The sequence below is a fragment of the Acinetobacter sp. C32I genome (assembly GCF_023702715.1).
In the GTDB taxonomy this organism is placed as follows: domain Bacteria; phylum Pseudomonadota; class Gammaproteobacteria; order Pseudomonadales; family Moraxellaceae; genus Acinetobacter.
Map to the genome: position 1 here is coordinate 1,246,845 of NZ_CP098480.1, position 18,314 is coordinate 1,265,158.

17 protein-coding genes are annotated in these 18,314 nt (G+C 41.6%); 6 read left to right on the forward strand and 11 right to left on the reverse strand.

Annotation, left to right across the window (positions count from 1 at the left end; translation table 11 throughout):
* Positions 1 to 133: 133 nt before the first annotated feature.
* The 4 genes from NDN13_RS06190 to pheA form a co-directional block, all read right to left on the reverse strand.
* Positions 134 to 1,594, reverse strand: a complete 1,461-nt coding sequence (locus NDN13_RS06190) for an aminoacyl-histidine dipeptidase (protein ID WP_251117598.1) — start codon at positions 1,592 to 1,594, stop codon at positions 134 to 136.
* A 103-nt stretch (positions 1,595 to 1,697) separates the two neighbouring features.
* Entirely contained in the window at positions 1,698 to 2,081 is a 384-nt protein-coding gene (locus tag NDN13_RS06195) for a hypothetical protein (RefSeq protein WP_004653914.1), read from the reverse strand.
* Between the two features lie 290 nt (positions 2,082 to 2,371).
* Entirely contained in the window at positions 2,372 to 4,621 is a 2,250-nt protein-coding gene (locus NDN13_RS06200; protein ID WP_251117599.1) for a bifunctional prephenate dehydrogenase/3-phosphoshikimate 1-carboxyvinyltransferase, read from the reverse strand.
* 75 nt (positions 4,622 to 4,696) lie between these two features.
* Entirely contained in the window at positions 4,697 to 5,806 is a 1,110-nt protein-coding gene (gene pheA, locus NDN13_RS06205) for a prephenate dehydratase (RefSeq protein ID WP_005204264.1), read from the reverse strand.
* A gap of 191 nt (positions 5,807 to 5,997) precedes the next feature.
* Here pheA and NDN13_RS06210 point away from each other — a divergent pair, with 191 nt between their 5' ends.
* Positions 5,998 to 6,933 (forward strand): alpha/beta hydrolase, encoded by a 936-nt coding sequence (locus NDN13_RS06210; RefSeq protein WP_251117600.1) that lies wholly within the window; start codon positions 5,998 to 6,000, stop codon positions 6,931 to 6,933.
* Positions 6,934 to 7,049: 116 nt separating this feature from the next.
* Complete coding sequence (locus tag NDN13_RS06215) at positions 7,050 to 7,673, forward strand: hypothetical protein (RefSeq protein ID WP_251117601.1); 624 nt, start codon at positions 7,050 to 7,052, stop codon at positions 7,671 to 7,673.
* Between the two features lie 53 nt (positions 7,674 to 7,726).
* Here the strand turns inward: NDN13_RS06215 and NDN13_RS06220 are convergent, their stop codons facing one another.
* On the reverse strand, positions 7,727 to 8,872 hold the full coding sequence (locus NDN13_RS06220; RefSeq protein ID WP_251118177.1) for an acyl-CoA dehydrogenase family protein: 1,146 nt from the start codon (positions 8,870 to 8,872) through the stop codon (positions 7,727 to 7,729).
* Between the two features lie 247 nt (positions 8,873 to 9,119).
* Between NDN13_RS06220 and NDN13_RS06225 the strand changes: the two genes are divergently transcribed.
* Positions 9,120 to 10,118 (forward strand): glycosyl transferase family protein, encoded by a 999-nt coding sequence (locus tag NDN13_RS06225; protein ID WP_251117602.1) that lies wholly within the window; start codon positions 9,120 to 9,122, stop codon positions 10,116 to 10,118.
* Between the two features lie 63 nt (positions 10,119 to 10,181).
* Here the strand turns inward: NDN13_RS06225 and NDN13_RS06230 are convergent, their stop codons facing one another.
* From NDN13_RS06230 to NDN13_RS06245, 4 genes are all read right to left on the reverse strand, one after another.
* Positions 10,182 to 10,691: a hypothetical protein gene (locus NDN13_RS06230; RefSeq protein ID WP_251117603.1), complete on the reverse strand. Its 510-nt coding sequence runs from the start codon at positions 10,689 to 10,691 to the stop codon at positions 10,182 to 10,184.
* A gap of 63 nt (positions 10,692 to 10,754) precedes the next feature.
* Positions 10,755 to 11,162 (reverse strand): hypothetical protein, encoded by a 408-nt coding sequence (locus NDN13_RS06235; RefSeq protein WP_251117604.1) that lies wholly within the window; start codon positions 11,160 to 11,162, stop codon positions 10,755 to 10,757.
* A gap of 62 nt (positions 11,163 to 11,224) precedes the next feature.
* Positions 11,225 to 11,497: a YeaC family protein gene (locus NDN13_RS06240; RefSeq protein ID WP_004653926.1), complete on the reverse strand. Its 273-nt coding sequence runs from the start codon at positions 11,495 to 11,497 to the stop codon at positions 11,225 to 11,227.
* Positions 11,494 to 12,402 (reverse strand): NAD(+) kinase, encoded by a 909-nt coding sequence (locus NDN13_RS06245; protein ID WP_016539850.1) that lies wholly within the window; start codon positions 12,400 to 12,402, stop codon positions 11,494 to 11,496. Before NDN13_RS06245 ends, NDN13_RS06240 begins: the two co-directional genes overlap by 4 nt.
* Before the next feature lie 234 nt (positions 12,403 to 12,636).
* Here NDN13_RS06245 and mrcB point away from each other — a divergent pair, with 234 nt between their 5' ends.
* On the forward strand, positions 12,637 to 15,045 hold the full coding sequence (gene mrcB, locus NDN13_RS06250; protein WP_251117605.1) for a penicillin-binding protein 1B: 2,409 nt from the start codon (positions 12,637 to 12,639) through the stop codon (positions 15,043 to 15,045).
* Between the two features lie 19 nt (positions 15,046 to 15,064).
* Complete coding sequence (locus NDN13_RS06255; RefSeq protein ID WP_251117606.1) at positions 15,065 to 15,619, forward strand: putative periplasmic lipoprotein; 555 nt, start codon at positions 15,065 to 15,067, stop codon at positions 15,617 to 15,619.
* 2 nt (positions 15,620 to 15,621) lie between these two features.
* Here NDN13_RS06255 and NDN13_RS06260 read toward each other — a convergent pair whose 3' ends face one another.
* Complete coding sequence (locus tag NDN13_RS06260) at positions 15,622 to 16,533, reverse strand: thiamine phosphate synthase (protein WP_251117607.1); 912 nt, start codon at positions 16,531 to 16,533, stop codon at positions 15,622 to 15,624.
* A 177-nt stretch (positions 16,534 to 16,710) separates the two neighbouring features.
* Between NDN13_RS06260 and hemP the strand changes: the two genes are divergently transcribed.
* Complete coding sequence (hemP, locus tag NDN13_RS06265) at positions 16,711 to 16,881, forward strand: hemin uptake protein HemP (protein WP_004653932.1); 171 nt, start codon at positions 16,711 to 16,713, stop codon at positions 16,879 to 16,881.
* Between the two features lie 96 nt (positions 16,882 to 16,977).
* Here hemP and NDN13_RS06270 read toward each other — a convergent pair whose 3' ends face one another.
* Positions 16,978 to 18,312: a sensor histidine kinase gene (locus tag NDN13_RS06270; protein WP_251117608.1), complete on the reverse strand. Its 1,335-nt coding sequence runs from the start codon at positions 18,310 to 18,312 to the stop codon at positions 16,978 to 16,980.
* Positions 18,313 to 18,314 lie beyond the last annotated feature (2 nt).

The following is an 18,314-nucleotide window of genomic DNA, read 5'->3' on the forward strand; positions in this document are numbered from 1 at the left end:
GATGCCGCACTGTTAGACTGCGGTGGCAAGGACGTACCATCAGTCTAACAAAAGGGTTTTGTTACTTTTGCCCAGTCAAAAGTAAAACACATCCTCTTCCTAAAACTTTTGATTACTGAATCTTTAACAGAAATTATTCGATAGATTCTAGCGCCGTCACCAATAATTTCCAACATTTCTCGACTGTGTCGACTTTAACCCGTTCACCGGGTGCATGTGCACCCTGAATATCAGGGCCAAAAGATACCATCTGTAAATTCGGATAATGTTCCGCAATAATGCCGCACTCTAAACCAGCATGAATCACTTTCAAATTTGGCTCAATCTTAAATGCAGATTGATAAGCCTGTTGTAAGCATTTCAATGCAGCTGAATCTGGATTTGGTGTCCAACCTGATACCAACGGCGTTAATTCAGATTGAATCTGGAAATTGGCAAAGTGCTGTTGAATGTTATGTGCAAATGACACTGCTTCTTGGTTTACCATCGAACGAACCATAATCAAAGTTTTGGCTTCGTCTTTCGTCAGTTTGACCACACCGATATTATTTGAAGTCTCAACCACATCAGCTAAAGCACGACTCCACTGTGCAATACCATATGGACATGTCGCCAATGCCAGTAACCAAGCTTGTTGCTGCCGCAATGTCATAACTTCATTTATCTGATTAGCATTTTGCTGTACGGTTATTTGCAACTGATCATCAACGCCCCGTAGCTTTTGTTGCCATTCAACCTGTGTTGCTGCGACGGCTTTTTCTAACTCCAGTAATTGTTCCGCTTGAATTGCAATCGTTGCCACAGCTTCACGCGGGATGGCATTACGTGCCGATCCACCGACAAATTCAAACAGTCGGCCATTGGATGGTGCCAAATAATCATTGAGGAAATTGGCTAAAATCACATTGGCATTACCACGACCTAAATGAATATCAACCCCTGAATGGCCACCTTTTAAACCTGAGACCAACAAATCTACATAAATTAAATCAGTTGGTGCAGTCTCATATTCAGGTGATTGCTGTACTTCAAGATCAATACTACCTGCGCAGCCAAGATACAGCTCACCCCATTCTTCGGTATCAATATTAAATAACCACTGTCCAGTTAACACGCCTGACTCAAGTAAACGAGCACCACTCATTCCTGCTTCTTCATCAATGGTTAACAGAACTTCAATCGGCCCGTGCGTGATATCATTGGATTCTAATACAGCCAGTGCGAGAGCAACTCCAATGCCATTATCGGCACCCAAGGTAGTATTTTCAGCAATCAGCCAGCCATCTTTTAATACAGGTTGAATGGGATCTTTAAAGAAATCATGTTGCGTACCACGATTTGCCTGAGTCACCATATCTAAGTGTCCCTGCAAAATCACACCTGCAACTTGCTCTTTACCTACTGTAGCGGCTTTTCGAATAATTAAATTACCAATGTCATCGACATAAGTTTCCAAGTTGCGCTGTTCTGCCCAATCTTTTAAATGTTGTCTGAGTTGTTGTTCATGCTTGGATGGTCGAGGAATCGTACATAAGGTCTCAAAATGTTGCCAAACTGCTTGGGGTGATAATTTAGAAAAATCGACCTGTATCATGCACCTATACTCTCAAATAAAGCGTTTAAACGAATATACACCATACACCCAAACGGCAATGATGTTAAATCACTTCAATTAAGATTTAATGCGCAAAATTGACTTAGCTTTTCCATACAAATTGGGAAAAACTATGTTCCGCTTTTAAGCTATTTTCAACAGCCTGAGCCAATTGGCGGATAATACTTTGTGTTTCAATACGCTCAAACCAAGCTTGTTCTTGCTGTGGATTAGCTGAGATTTCACACAGAATATGCCCTTCGGTGTCTTGTTGCGAACATAGAATTGAAAGCGGTAATTGATGATTGTCGATACGCACTTCAATCTTTTCATGCTCATGACGAATATGTTGCGCATCAAAACCATATTGTTCTAATTGTTTATACAGCAATGCAGCCACGTACTCTTGTGTGATATAGCATTCATTCGGTGGATGATCAACCACCCCATGTTTTGGGCAATCTGCTATAAATTGCAACGTTTTCATGCTATTCCCTCTATTTTTATGTTTTAACTCTGGATCACAGAGTAAATCCGACGCGAACGGTAAGAATTATTATATATACAATTGTCTTTAATAGATTAGCTGATTGTCTTAGTTCTATAGCTAAATTGATAAATTTAGACCCGATTAGATATGTACATCTACAAACTCAGCATTTTTATTATTTAAGCGTTTTCGCCTTATGTTTAGCCAATTGTTTTTATGAATATGCTTATAAAAAAAGCAGCATTTAACTTAATTAATCAAGCTAAACACTGCCTTTCCAGATCTGCTTATGGATTCACAACCTGTAAATCCAAACCTGCTGTATTTGCAAGTTCGGTGAAGGTTGGGAAACTGGTTGCTACAGTTTCTGTACCATGAATGGTGATGTTACCTGAAGTACGTAAACCTGCCATACTGAAACTCATGGCAATACGGTGGTCATGGTGTGACTCAATTTCACCACCAGTGAAAATGGCTGACCAGTCACCAGACTTGCCCTTACCTTCAATGATGATGCCATCGTCAGTTGGAGTACAGTCAATACCCATGGTTTTTAAACCATCTGCCATCACTTGAATACGGTCAGATTCTTTAACACGCAGCTCAGCCGCTCCTGTTAGAACCGTTTGACCTTCTGCACAAGCTGCCGCAATGAATAATGCTGGGAATTCATCAATTGCTAATGGCACCTGGTCTTCTGGCATATGAATGCCTTTCAACGTTCTAGAACCTTTGATATGAATATCTGCAATGGGTTCACCGCCTGCAATACGTTCATTTACTACAGTTAGATCAGCACCCATTTGCTTAAGAATTTCAATGACACCTGTACGCGTCGGGTTGATCCCAACTGCTTCGAGGACCACATCTGCACCTTCAGTAATTGCAGCACCGACCATAAAGAACGCAGCAGATGAAATATCAGAAGGCACTTGAATATCGGTACCGACTAATTTACCACCACCCACAAGCGAGATTTTATTGCCTTCGGTTTTCACATCATAACCAAAAGCACGCAACATACGTTCAGTATGATCACGCGTTGGTTCTGGCTCAGTCACTGAAGTTTCACCCGCAGCCCATAAACCCGCCAATAAAATGCCTGATTTCACTTGAGCTGATGCCATTGGTAAATCGTATTGAATCCCTTTAAGGGCTTGGCTACCTGTAATGCTGACTGGAGGTGTGCCTTTCTCACCGGTGGTTTGGATGAGTGCCCCCATTTCACGAAGTGGTTTTGCAATACGTTCCATTGGACGTTTAGACAATGACGCATCACCGGTCATCACTGAATCGAACTTCTGCGCAGACAACATACCAGATAGCAAACGCATACTGGTGCCTGAGTTACCCATATACAAAGCACTTGCTGGCGCTTTTAAACCTTGCATGCCCACGCCATGAATAGTGACTTCACCATTCTTCGGTCCTTCGATGCTCACACCCATATCACGGAAAGCCTGTAAAGTTGCGAGTGCATCTTCACCTTCCAAGAAGCCTGTTACATGTGTTGTGCCTTCTGCAATCGCACCAAACATGATTGAGCGATGTGACACAGATTTGTCACCCGGTACGGTGAATTTACCTGTAAATGTTTTCTTTCCCGGTAAAATGGTAAATTGCTGTGTCACCTTGTTTTTCTCCATCAAAGGTTTTTTGGCCAACATATGGTTAAAGTGCTGACGTGCTGCTTGAGCATGCCCGAGCAGCCCCATCAACGCGTGTGAATCTTCCTGTTCAATCAATTTCTTTAAAACGGACAATTGCTGTTCAAAGCCATCAACAGCATTTAAAATTGCGGTTTTATTGGCAAAGAAAATATCATGCCACATCTGTGGGTCACTGGCGGCAATACGCGAGAAGTCACGAAAACCTCCTGCAGCATAGCGAAAAATATCTAAATTATCTTCACGATTTGCCAGTTGCTCGACCAGATTGAATGCCATCAAATGCGGTAAATGGCTGGTATGTGCCAATACTTCATCGTGTTTGGTGACATCCATACAAATCACTTCTGCTTTTGCAGCAGACCAAAGTTGAATCAGTTTTTCAACCGCCCAATCAGCACTGGTTGGAAGAGGTGTCAAAATCACTTTATGATTGACGAATAAATCAACTTTACCTGCATGTACCCCAGTATGCTCAGCACCTGCAATCGGATGCCCTGGTACAAAACCCACGGGGAGCTTTTCACCAAATACGGCTTTAGCGGCTTCAACCACATTACCTTTGGTACTACCGACATCGGTAATGATGACATTGTCTGCAAGATAAGGCTTGATCTGTTCCAGCACTTTTTGTGTCGCACGAACAGGTAATGCTAAAACAATTAAATCGGCATCCTGAACTGCTTCTTCTGGCGTTGCATAACCGTGTTGAATAAGACCCAGTGCCTTAGCATCTTCTAATGTTTTTTTTGAGCGTGTTGAAGCCACAATTTGAGCTGCAAGTTGTTCTGCCACAATCACACGAGCAAGACTCGACCCAATCAGTCCAAGCCCAATAAATGCAACTTTCTTAAATAATGGTTGAGACATAAAACATATTTGCCTAATGAGACGACTTTGATATGGATAGATACCGAAGTCATCTATCCATACGATAAAACGGGATTATAAAACAGCGATTGGATACGAACCGAGTACGCGTAACTCTTTCACCATTGGACGGATTTCTTCCAATGCCGCTGCAACATTTTCCTGACCGATATGTCCTTCTAAATCAATAAAGAACACATAAGCCCATTTCTCAGGCAATGCAGGACGCGTTTCAATACTGGTCAAGCTGATTTGATGCTTGGCAAACGGCGCAAGAATCTCCAATAAAGCACCCGCACGATCATGCGCAGAGATCAATAAAGAGGTTTTATCATTACCGCTTTGAGGAATCTTCTCACGACCAATCACAAGGAAACGTGTGGTATTTTCAGGATTATCTTCAATATTGCTATGTAAAATCTCAAGGTTGTACATACTTGCCGCAATATCAGATGCAATCGCAGCTGAATGCCACTCGTTACGAATACGACGTGCCGCTTCCGCATTTGAGTTTAGCGCGACACGCTCTACCCCAGGATAATGTGCATCTAACCACTTACGGCATTGTGCCAAAGTTTGCTGATGCGCATAAATCTGTTTGATGCTGTCTTTGCGCGTATTTTCAGATACAAGGAATTGGTGATGAATACGAAGTTCAACTTCACCGATCACATTGACAGTCGATGATTTAAAGCAATCCAGTGTATGGTTGACGATACCTTCTGATGAGTTCTCCACGGGAACGACACCATAATGTGCACTACCCGCTTCAACTTCACGGAATACTTCATCAATGGTTGGCAATGGACGCACAACAGCATCTTTACCAAAATGCTTTAGCACAGCCGAATGCGTATAAGTCCCTTCTGGTCCGAGGAATGCGATGCTTTGTGGTGCTTCAAGTGCCAAACATGCTGACATGATTTCACGGAACAAACGTGCCATGGTCGCATCAGACAAAGGTCCCTGATTACGCTCCATGACTTTACGCAACACTTGAGCTTCACGTTCAGGTCGATAAAACAGCGGATTCTCTTCGGATGCAAATTTCGCTTTGGCTACAGCTTCTGCAAGCGTCGCACGGCGGTTGAGTAACTCTTGGATTTGTTGATCAACACTATCAATATCGTTACGAATTTGTTCTAAATTAAGTGAATTCGATGTGTTTTGTCCATCGTTTACCATTGAATGCAGCCTCAGCAAAATCATCTATAAGAATCGATTACAATTCATCTGTGAATTGATTATCCGAGCTAGTATAACAACACTTTAAGCTATTAAACACGCTGAGTTTTAACTCTTTTTATTACCAAACTTTATTGATAATGATTTTCATTATATATTATCAACAAAATTTCAATGCTTGCGAATAAATTATGTTTAAACAAATGGGGATTTTGGCTTTTTCTCTGCTCGTGGCTACACCATTGGCTTTTGCTCAACCGACTACCCAAAGTTCCAATAAAGCGCCTCTTAAATCACAAACCAATCTTCAGCAAAGCTTTGTATTGGCATCTAAATATACCCAACATGATTATCTGATTCAGATCTCTGTTCCTGCTGGTGACGTTCCAAAGCAAGGTTTTCCAGTGCTGTATATATTGGATGGCAATGCCGCATTTGATAGTGCTGCCAATATTGCTAAGTCGGTGGGTGGTGGTGCCAATCGTTTGGGCTTGAGTCCAGTTGCTATTGTTGCAATCGGCTACCCACAGCAAAACAGTTTTGATGTAGAAAAGCGTGCTTTAGACTATACCCCAAAAGCATCGGCTGAATTTCAAAAACAAGCCAAGTACACTTATGGTGGTGCAGACCAATTTCTTCAATTTATAGAAAAAGAGCTGAAGCCTGCGATTCAAACCAAAATTAAAGTCAATTTACAGCAACAGAGTTTATTTGGGCACTCTTTTGGCGGACTGTTTGTTTTACATACTTTCTTTAGCCAACCGCAAATGTTTCAACGTTATATTGCGGCTAGCCCTTCACTCTGGTTTGATAATTATGCGTTGCTCAATCGGCAGGCAGATTGGTTAAAGAACCAAAGTAAAACTCAAGATATCATGCTGATGACCACAGTGGGTACACATGAACATGGTCGAAGTCCAACACCAGACGCTGAATCCTTGCAGAAGCAGAATAACTTCTATCAAAACTTTAATCAGCAACGTTCAAAGCATTTCTTGTTCTGGAATTATCGACATCCTGCTGAACAGCATTTGACTAATATGTATGCCAGCTTACCGAAAGCGATTATGTTGGCAGGTTGTCAGCCACAAAGTTGTTCAAATCTATTTGATGAACCAACACCATAAAGTCCTGAATAAACATCGCTAAATTTAAGCGGGCTATTTGCTCCGCTTAAATTTGAACTTTTCTATAGAATAGATTGGTTATACTGCAAGAAGATGTCATAACAACAGTAAATACAATGAATAAGATTTTCGGCTTAGGTTTATTGAGCTTGATCAGTATCGGTTTAAGCGCATGTAGCGGTTGCCCCATGATTGCAGGTTGCAATGGCACCGATCGCTCGCCATACTTTATCACCCCTGTAAGTAAACAAGCTCGAGGAATTCCTGTACCCCCTCAAACCAAATTGATTTATCAATCACAACATTTTAAACAAACCCATCAGCAAACTCATGCCTTAAAAGAACAGAACTTAACCAGTATCGCCTTACCTGAAAATACTGCAATCCTTTGGGGAGGTATGCCCGTTGAGCGGTTCATTCAATATGCCGATCCCGCAATGCAGGGCTTTACGGTTTACCCTGCAAAAGGGTTTAAGTCAGAACAACCCAATGCATTCTTAAATTTATGGAAAAGTTGTGAAAGTGACTTAGATATCAACTTAAAAAACACCAATGACTGGTCATTTAATCCATCTAATATGCAAATACGAGGCTGTGGCCGCTTTCAACAACGCAGTGAATATACGGAAGATACCTTTCGGCAAGATGAAGCCGATGAGTTTCTACGCAAGATCAATCAGGCCTTACAGCAATTGCCTAAACAACAAAATTATCCAGTTCTTCGTCAATCTAGCAAATAGTGAAAACAAAACAGCCTGCTCGAAAGCAGGCTGTTTGACTAGATAAATGCGGATTAAGCTTTACCGATAATGCCACGTGCCACGATTTCTTTCATGATTTCGTTGGTACCACCGTAAATACGCTGAATACGTGCATCCACAAAGAAGCGTGAAATTGGATATTCAGTCATGTAACCATAACCACCGAATAATTGCAGTAAGTTATCAGCCACTTTCATTTGCATATCGCTACTGAAGCTCTTCAATGCCGCAGCAGTCTCTACATCCAATTTACCTTCATTATATAAAGCCACGTTTTGATTATAAAAAGCAGCTGTTGCCAACTCGTCAATCTTCGCTTGTGCCAATACAAAGCGTGTATTTTGGAATTGCGAAATTGCCTGACCAAAGGCTTGGCGTTCTTTTACATATTGCGTGGTAATATCAATCGCACCACGAATTGCACCCAATGCAGTCGCAGCAATCGCCGTACGTTCACGTGGAAGCTCTTGCATCAAGTAAGCAAAGCCTTGACCTGCTTGACCCAATAGTTGATCTTTCGGTACTTTGACATTATCAAAGAACAATTCCGAAGTATCTTGTGAATGTAAACCAATTTTGTCGAGGTTGGTGCCCTTTTTAAAGCCCTCTAAATGTGTATCCACTAACATGAGTGACACACCTTTCGCACGTGCTTGTGGATCAGTTTTTACGGCCAGAACCACAAGATCCGCATGCTGACCATTTGAGATAAAGGTTTTTGAGCCATTTAATACATAATGATCATCTTGCAGGATGGCACTGGTACGCATCGCCTGTAAATCTGAGCCAGCACCTGGTTCTGTCATGCCAATAGCACCGACCACTTCACCCGATACCATTTTTGGCAACCAGTACTGTTTTTGTTCTTCTGTTGCAATGTGCTGGATATACGGCGCCGCAATTTCAGAGTGACATGAAATTGCGGTTGATAATGCACAGTAGCCCGCACGTGCAGACTCTTCAACCAACATCAATGAATAATGCGTTGGTACACCATAACCACCGTATTCTTCTGGGACATCGACACATAAGAATCCATTTTCACCCAATGCGCTCCACACCGAACGTGGCATGATGCCTTCACGTTCCCATTGCTCATAATGCGGTGCAATCTGCTCGCTCATAAAGCGTTTAAAGTTATCGCGGAAGAGTTCCAAATCTGAATCGTAAGCTAACATCATTATTTCCTTTCGCTTTCATTGTTCTTAAAAATTCGTTCGCAGTCATGCTAATAACTTTTAGATTAGATGTCATGTCCCGTTTACATCAAATCACTAGACTGATTCGGTCAATAATTTTGTTTGCATCGCCGATCTTTAGATCACAGTTGCTTATCGATTAGACAGCTTGTGCTTTTTTTTATGCTACGCCGTCCAGTTTTATGTCATATTCATTTTATTCTTTGTGACAATCTTCAATACGACCATGAACACAAAACGTAATATCTATAAAACTGCTGAACATCCTTTTGCTCAATATGTGCGTATTTTAGGTAAGGGCAAAACAGGTTCCCGTTCGCTCAGTTATGAAGAAGCCTATCAAGCCTTTAGCATGATTTTAAAAGATGAAGTCTTGGATGTGCAGTTGGGTGCATTTTTAATGCTACTCCGTGTTAAAGAAGAATCTGTCGATGAACTGGCAGGATTTGTCCAAGCCACACGTGATCAACTTAACTTTCAGCCACTTGAGGTCGATCTTGACTGGTCCTCTTATGCTGGCAAACGTAAGCACTATCCGTGGTTCTTATTGGCAGCACTGACTTTAGCGCATCATGGTTACAAGATTGTGATGCATGGCGCATCAGGTCATACCATTAACCGCGTTTATACCGAACAAGTTTTACAATATTTAGGTTATTCAATTTGTCAAAATCAACAGGAGGTTCGTGAGCAACTGCAACAACACAACTTTGCCTACCTTCCTCTTGAAGCCATCTCACCAATTCTAAGTGAATTAATCTCGCTAAGAAATGTGATGGGACTCCGCTCTCCAATTCACACCTTGGCACGCTTGATTAATCCATTTAATGCCAAAGCAACCTTACAAGCGATCTTCCACCCTGCTTATCGAACCTCACATCAACAAACGGCATTCCGTTTGGGTTATCAAAATAGCGCAGTGATTAAAGGTGAAGGGGGTGAGTTTGAACGTAATCCTGATGCCAAAACATTAATTTGTGGGATTCAAAATGGTGAGATGTACGAACATGAATTGCCAAAGTTAACACCTGATCGTAGCCCAATTGAAGAAGAGCTTGATCTAGCTGTGTTCAAAGCGGTGTGGCTAGGTGAACAGACGCATGAATATGGTGAAATGGCGGTCATTGAAACCATGGGAATCGCGTTATATACCATGGGTATCGTCAATAACTATGATGAAGCAATGGATAAAGCCAAAGCGCTATGGGAAAAGCGTCTAAACTAAACCAAAATGGCGATTTCAAGTAAAAGAAATCGCCATTAATTGAATAAAATATACAAGACTGTTTTATAAGTTTTTCGATTCAAGGATTGAATCTTTCGTAATCACAATAGAATCAGCAATAATTTTACTTTTTTTGAAAAGACCACCCACAACAAGCTGGCAAGAAAGATTATCTGTTAATAACGCCTCAATCTGCTTCTTCCTGAGACAGGTATTCATGGATTCATCTTCACACACTTTAAAAGTACCCGATGAAATATACATCCCATGTTCAACATGCTCTTCATCAATCGAAACAGATCCGATGACGACATAATCTTGTATTGGCTTACATTTAAAATGTGAATATTTATAGTTTTCCTTAAGATACGAATCGCTTAAGTTATTCTTCGTCATCATCTCAAAACTAAACAAGTCCCCACTGATCCCATCAAGTCGAGAATAGGTTATTTTTCCTAACTCGACATCTTGAACTGTTTTACTCTTTTCATTTGTAGGAGAACTACATCCTGCAAGAACAAAACTGAATAGTACGATTTGCTTAAGGATCAATTGACCAATCTCACGTTTCACTTTTTGCTTAACTCTAGAAACCCGTATATTTTAGCTACAGCACAATAGGCCATTTAAATGCACTTAATCTTCAACATAATAAAAATCTGGCCAAAACAGATATTCCTGAGCTGAAGAATGAATATTTCTTAAGCTCAATTGATCGCCTATTTTGATTGTAATCTTGTTCGGATCATGGGGCCCCGAAAGATATACATCTCGTTGTTGACCTATAAGCGTCTTACAATATGTATGATGGGCTTTGATTGTTTGAGAGTTCCGCATTGTTTCTGCCTCCATCACCTGAATCCCAATCAACAACATGGGATAACCATCATTCTTTATACTTGTATATTGAGCTTGAGGTGAAGTGTATTGCTGACTTGCAATAACCCTCACATTGAGTAAACATTCAATGGGTTGTTTGGCCAATGCAGCACCACTAAACAATATAAGAGATAATAGTGTGTAAACAGGTTTTAAACGTTTCATAAGATTCTTTATTATATTTTGATAAACATAAAAAAAGCCCAGTAATTACTGAGCTTCTTAAATTACACAAAACGAATTGGCTTGAATTCTGGCTCGTTATGGTGATGATCATCATCACATTCCTCACCGTCTTTTTTGGTGCCACGATCGATATAGCCACTGCGCTGTTCTTTTGGCAAATGTTCCATTTCCCATGCATACACCGCTTGCATACAGATTTCACGCTGTTCTTTGGTTAATGCAATACCATTTGGCCATTTACCAATTTCAACAGCAGTACGAAGACGCTCAACAATTTCAGGATTTAAAATAGCGAGCATTTGTTCAATATTCATGAGTCATCCTGTTGAAAAGATTCAAAATCTTGATTCCACCCCAATTTGGTACGACATGCCATATAGAAGTCATAACCGGGTGGATGTAATAAGCTTAGTTTAAACGGATGTTTGCGAATATGCACAGTGTCACCGACATTTAATGCAACACTATGTTGGCCATCTGCGCTGACCATCGGCAGAACACGGTTTTCACGAATGGTAATCTTTACCTCACTTTGCCCACCAACCACGATTGGTCGTGATGACAAAGTATGCGGATGCATCGGGACCAGTGCAATCGCATCCATACTCGGATGCAAAATTGGCCCGCCACCTGAAAGTGAATACGCGGTTGAACCTGTTGGCGTGGAAACAATCAGGCCATCACTATGCTGACGATAGACATATTGCCCATCAATATTCAGCTCGAAATCGATCATATGAACCGATTTTCCCGAATGCAGTACCACATCATTCAATGCAATTGCATCATAAATCGTTTCACCATTGGTTCTGACTTCCATTTCCAACAAGAAACGGCGATCCAGCTGAAACTGACCTTGCAAGACTTGATCAAGCTTAAATATCGCTTCTGCTGGCTTGATATCGGTTAAGAAACCCAGTCGACCACGGTTAATGCCGATTACAGGGGTATTGTGTCGAACCAATGCACGTGCAGCATGTAGTAATGAACCATCCCCTCCGACAACCACGACTAGATCAACCACTTCACCCAGTAAATTTCTGCTAACGGTCTGCCCATGACTATAAGGCACCAGTTTGGCTGTTTCCTGATCAAAAACGGGGTTTAAGCCTAAAGTGATCAAATGATCATGAATTAAACATAACGTTTCTACTACAGAATATTTGTCTGGTCGTCCAATTAGACCAATATTTCGAAAGGATTTATGTGAAATTTGCACGAATAATTCAGCTCCGTCGCGATTACTGACTATCATATCATTAACAACCAATGTTGCGTTGATGATTGATTAAAAAGTATAAAAATGTCTATCCGTTGTTTTTTTATACGATTAATGTCAACACATCCTTAAACTTTTTATTACATGTAGCTATTTATTCACAGTTTTATGATTGCAAAATGACAATAAGCTATCGCATCATTACCGACATTGTTTTGGTTTTAACGCAAATCTATGAAGTTTGAACGTGGTATTGGTTTTCTAGCACTCATTTTCTCAATGTTAGTGATAGGTGTCTTTGTTGCTTTTAGTATCTATCTGATCCGCTTGGATAATATTATTCGTGACAAGTTTGAAGGTCAGCGTTGGGACATCCCTGCCAAGGTGTTTGCTCGCCCATTAGAAATCTATTCTAATGCACCGGTTACCCAAGAGAATTTTACCCAAGAGTTAAAATTACTGGGTTATAAAAACACAGCGAATTACGACAAATCAGGTAGCTATGTGGTACAAGGCAACAAAATGTTTGTGCATACCCGTGGCTTTGATTACGGTGACAGTACCGAACCTGAACAAGTGCTTGAACTTGCTTTTGCTGATGGTCAAGTCAGCGAAATTCGTTCGACCAAACCATCGAATACAGGGATTGCACGTTTAGAACCTTTATTGATTGGCGGTATTTATCCGCAACATAATGAAGACCGTGTTCTGATTAAGCTGAATAAAGTACCCAAAACTCTGATTGAAGCGTTAATTTCAACAGAAGACCGTAACTTCTACCACCATCATGGTATTTCAATTCGTGGTACGGCACGTGCTTTGGTCAGCAATGCCACAGGTGGCCGTCGCCAAGGTGGTTCGACCTTAACCCAACAGTTGGTTAAAAACTTCTATCTCTCTCCAGAGAAAACGTTAAAGCGTAAAGTCAATGAAGCGCTAATGTCGCTGTTGATCGAATTACATTACAGTAAAGATGAAATTCTGGAAGCCTATTTAAATGAAGTAAACTTGGGACAAAACGGAAGCTACTCGATCAATGGCTACGGTTTGGCATCGCAATTTTACTTTGGCTTACCTTTACGTGAACTAAATATTTCACAACAAGCCTTTTTAGTTGGTCTGGTTCAAGGTCCTTCATTATACAACCCTTGGCGTAATCCAGAATCTGCAAAAAAACGTCGTGATGTTGTATTAAATAACATGATGGTGATGGGCTATTTAACCGAAGCTGAATACCAAGACGAAATTGCCCGCCCTTTAAATGTGGTGAGTAAACCAACCTTAGGTCCTGCAAAATTCCCAGATTTCCTTGATATTGTCCGTCGTCAACTGCGTACAGAATACCAAGAAAGCGATATCACCAATCAAGGTTTAAGAATCTTTACCACACTTGATCCAATTGCACAGACCCAAGTCCAAAATGCCTTTAAGAGCACCGTGGATCGTTTAGCCAAAGCCAACCCTGCCCGATTGAAAAACTTGCAAGGTGCTGTTCTGGTTGCGCATCCAGAAAATGGTGAATTAGTCGCTGCCGTTGGTTCAACTCAAGACTTTACTGGCTTTAATCGTGCACTAGATGCTAAACGTCAAGTAGGTTCATTACTCAAACCGATTATTTATTTAAATGCGATTGAATCTGGCCGCTACACTTGGGCAAGCCCTATTGAAGACAGTGCAGTCAATATTCCAATTGATGGCGACAAGAGTTGGACACCGAAGAACTATAGTGGCGGTGAACATGGTGTTGTACCAATGCAGCAAGCCTTGGCCAACTCGTACAACCTTTCTACAGTTCGTTTAGCCAATGAATTTGGTTTATCTGCATTCAGCAATAAATTAAGACAATTTGGCGTCAGCTCAGACATTCCTGCCTACCCTTCGATTTATTTGGGTGCTGTGAATATGTCACCAATGGAAGTGTTGAGTATTTATGGCAATTTCGCGACAGGTGGCTTTAAATATCCACCACGCTCGATTCGTACCGTAGTCGATGCCAAAGGACACCTACTGGATCGTTATGGCTTAAATGTACAACAGACCATCGACCCTGCTGCTGCCTATATTCTAAACTATGGTTTACAGCAAGTGATGCGTTCTGGTACGGGTCGCTCAGCCTATAACAGTTTGCCTGAATCTCTCAATTTAGCGGGTAAATCAGGAACTACCAATGACACCCGAGATTCATGGTTTGCGGGTTATTCGGGTAATCATGTGGCAGTGGTGTGGCTAGGACTGGATGACAATAAAGTCACGGGCTTAACTGGTTCATCAGGTGCATTACCTGTCTGGACCAATGTAATGCGTCAATTGCGCCAAGAACCTGTCAACCTACGTCAAACGGACAATGTTCAATGGCAATGGATTGATAGCGCCAGCGGTGATTTATCAGCGCAAGGTTGTGACGGTGCAATGTATATTCCATTACTGCGTCAAACCGTGCCACGTCGTGCAACCCTTTGTGGTCAATCTCACTATGAAGTCGAGCCGACTTATATTCCACAGTCCGAAGAAACACCTGCTGATGATCATAACGATGGTATCAGCAACTATATTCGTGAAAGTGAAAACCAGATGGATAATGACCTATCCAATCACACCCCAACGCGCGTGATCTCTAGCGGCAGCTATAGCGGTGAGAATTAAGTTTAAAGGATGATTGGACATGATGAAGAAAACTACGGTAATGATTGGTGTACTGCTACTCGCAGGCTGTACCACAGCACCCGAAAAAAGCACCAAGCCCACAAACAAGATACCAGCCAATAACACCCAGAAGAAGGTCACCCAACCTTCTTCTGGGGTAAAAATTACGCCTTATGAACAGAAAGAGATTAAACGTCAAAGTGTGCCCGTGGTTGTGCCACAGCAAAAAGTTCAGCAAAAGTTTAATGATGGCAGTCAACTGCCTGCATTTAAAACCTTAATGCAAAAAACGCAGGTCGCGTACAAGCAGCAGCAACTTGCTGAAGCTGAACGTTATGCTCTACAAGCACAACGCATTGCACCACAAGCTACAGAAACTTATTTGTATTTGGCCATGATTGCCGATCAGCGCAAAGAATATGCCAATGCGGAAGCACTGGCACGCCGTGGCTTAAGTTATGCGCAAAGCAATGCTATGAAGAAACAGCTCTGGTTGATCATCCTAAAAGCCAGTGAAGCCCGTGGCCATACCATCAAGGCCCAAGAAGCACGTAAAGCGATTCAAACGCTCTGATCTTAGTTTGTTAAACTAAATTGACGAATCCCTGCAAGCCCATAAGCATGATGCTTTTGGGCTTGTTCTAAATCTGCGGGAGCAACCCCACCTAAAGCAAATACAGGAATATCACTGTTCTGTGCCAGTGCTGCAAAACCCTTCCAACCTAATCCCTGTGCTTCAGGATGCGTTACGGTCGTGTGAACAGGACTTAAAAATACCGCATCACAGCCAATTTGATGCGCATGCTGCAACGACACCGCATCATGGCAAGCCGCAATAAAACGCTTGCCGACAATCAATCCAGCCTTATTTAAATCCATCAATTGTGATTGTCTCAGGTGAATCGTTTGAATTTTTGCTTGTAGATCGCGACTCAAATGCTGCCACAGCGCATAATTGACAATCAGCCGTGAATATTGTGCCTCGGTTAAATGCTGCAATTGTGACTCAATCTGAAGCTGATCCTCTAAAGATGTACGCCAATAGAACAAGGTATTCTGTTCCGATAACTGACTGAGTTGATCATTGATTTGAATCAAATGTGGCCAACTTAAACGCTGTAAAATTGCAACATTGGCTTTCGGGAAATTTAGGTTTACCAACTGATCACGGTGATACCAGACCCATGGCTGATGAATGAGGTCGAGTAATTCATCGGGTACATAGGCATGAAATAAATGCAGATTAACGATCAGGTCATCATACTCGTGACGAATTAGATCAAATGCATGCCAATCTTTTAGACCAATGCCAACTTCTTCATAAATTTCACGGCGACAAGCCTGCTCAGGGCTTTCCCCTCGTTCGACTTTTCCGCCAGGAAATTCATGTTTGTTACCCTGATGTTGGTTTGCTTGTCGCCAACCCACTAAAACTTTAGTTTTGTGTAATAAAATTGCGATCGCAACATCAACTGTAGCCTTTGTCATAACCGTTTAAAATCTCTCAGCTTTTCAGATTCATTCTAAGGAATTCCACGCGGCATTCCCATGTCAAAAAATAAAATTAATAGATGATTTTGTAAATTCTTAAAATTTCCGTTGACAGGTCTATTCGATAATGATTATCATTTAAAACATTAAAAAACACACCACGGAGCATAACAAATGAACGCACCATTCAGCCTATTTACTCGTAGTACCGATGCAGCTCAATCATTGCCAATGTTGCATTCAAACAACCTTTTTGCCTTAGGTCGCGAAATCCGCATCATGCATGCTGGTGAGGAATATCGCTTACGTTTAACCCGTAATAATCGCCTGATTTTAACGAAGTAATATAATAATAATCGGACAATAACAAAAAACGTGGGAATAGCAGTATGTCAGCGCATACTGCTTTTTTAATGTGTTTGATCTCAACCGCAACCCAATTTAATGTTTAAGCAGTATGCTGACCTTCAGACCACCATATTGGGACTGTTCAAACTGAATTTTACCTTGATGTAACTCGACAATTTTGCTGCAAATCGATAAACCCAAACCAGAGCCTTGTGTTTTGCTTCCCAAAGCTCGATAAAAACGTTCACCCAAACGTGCCAAACTTTCAGCATCCATCCCTTGTCCTTCATTTTCTACAATCAAAGCCAAATATTGCTGCTGTTGCTGTAAAGTGATATAGACTTGTCCATGTTCTGGCGTATACCGAATGGCATTGTCCACAAGGTTTCGAACACAGGTAAAGATCAGCTGCTGATTGGCAAGAATCTGCCCCTGCAGATCTGCTGCAGCCTGCCAATGCAATTGAATATGCTTTTCCTTGGCAAATAAGTGAAGTGCCTGTATGGCCTCTTCAACACTCTCCTGCATCGAAAAATAAGTCTTGGGCAAATTATCCGTGTGCTCTGGGTCTAAACGTGCCAATAACAATAAATTCTCTAAAATTTGAATACCTCGACTCACATCCTGCTGCATTTGGATAAAGTCAGCTGCGCGTTCTGGATATTTGCGCTGCAATAACTGCAAACGCATCTGAATCGCAGACAAAGGAGAACGTAACTCATGCGAGGCATCCGCGGTAAAACGTTGTTCAGACTGTAGGGACTGGTCTAAGCGCTGTAATAAGCGGTTGAGCTGACTCAACATCGGTTGTAGTTCTTTTAACTCCACCTCACCCGCTTGAACAGGACTAAGATCATCCGCATTCTTGGCCGAGATTTGCTTTGATAATTGATGAATTACGTTAAATTGGCGCTTGATCAGAAAATGCAGCATGATCCACTGCATTAACCACACCAACATTAAGACCAGCGCATATCCCATAAAGTTATGCAGCAAATCTTGAAAACGCTCCTCCAAAGGTTGCAATATCAATACTTGCATAAGCGAATTTTCATCTTCACCCGCATAACTTCGCCAGAGTTGACCCTTCTGCCAAATCAAACCGTAGTTGCCATGTGCGGCTTCAATCAAAGTGTAATACTGTTGATCGAGATGAAAGTCTTCTGACTGGGTCAGTACCTGCTGCTGATTGCTCAAACGATATTGAATATCAAACTGATCACTGAGCTCATCAATTTGCTGCCCAGAGGGGCTGGTTAAATCCGCGATAAGCAGCATATCTGAAATCTCATCCATGATTTCGTCTTGTACTTGCATGGTTTGGTACGCAGAAATAACCGCGAATAAAAGCAGTGCCACACATCCTGCAACGACGGAGCTGATTAAAGAGGTTTTAACCAGTTTGCTTTGTAAAGACACCACTTTCATGC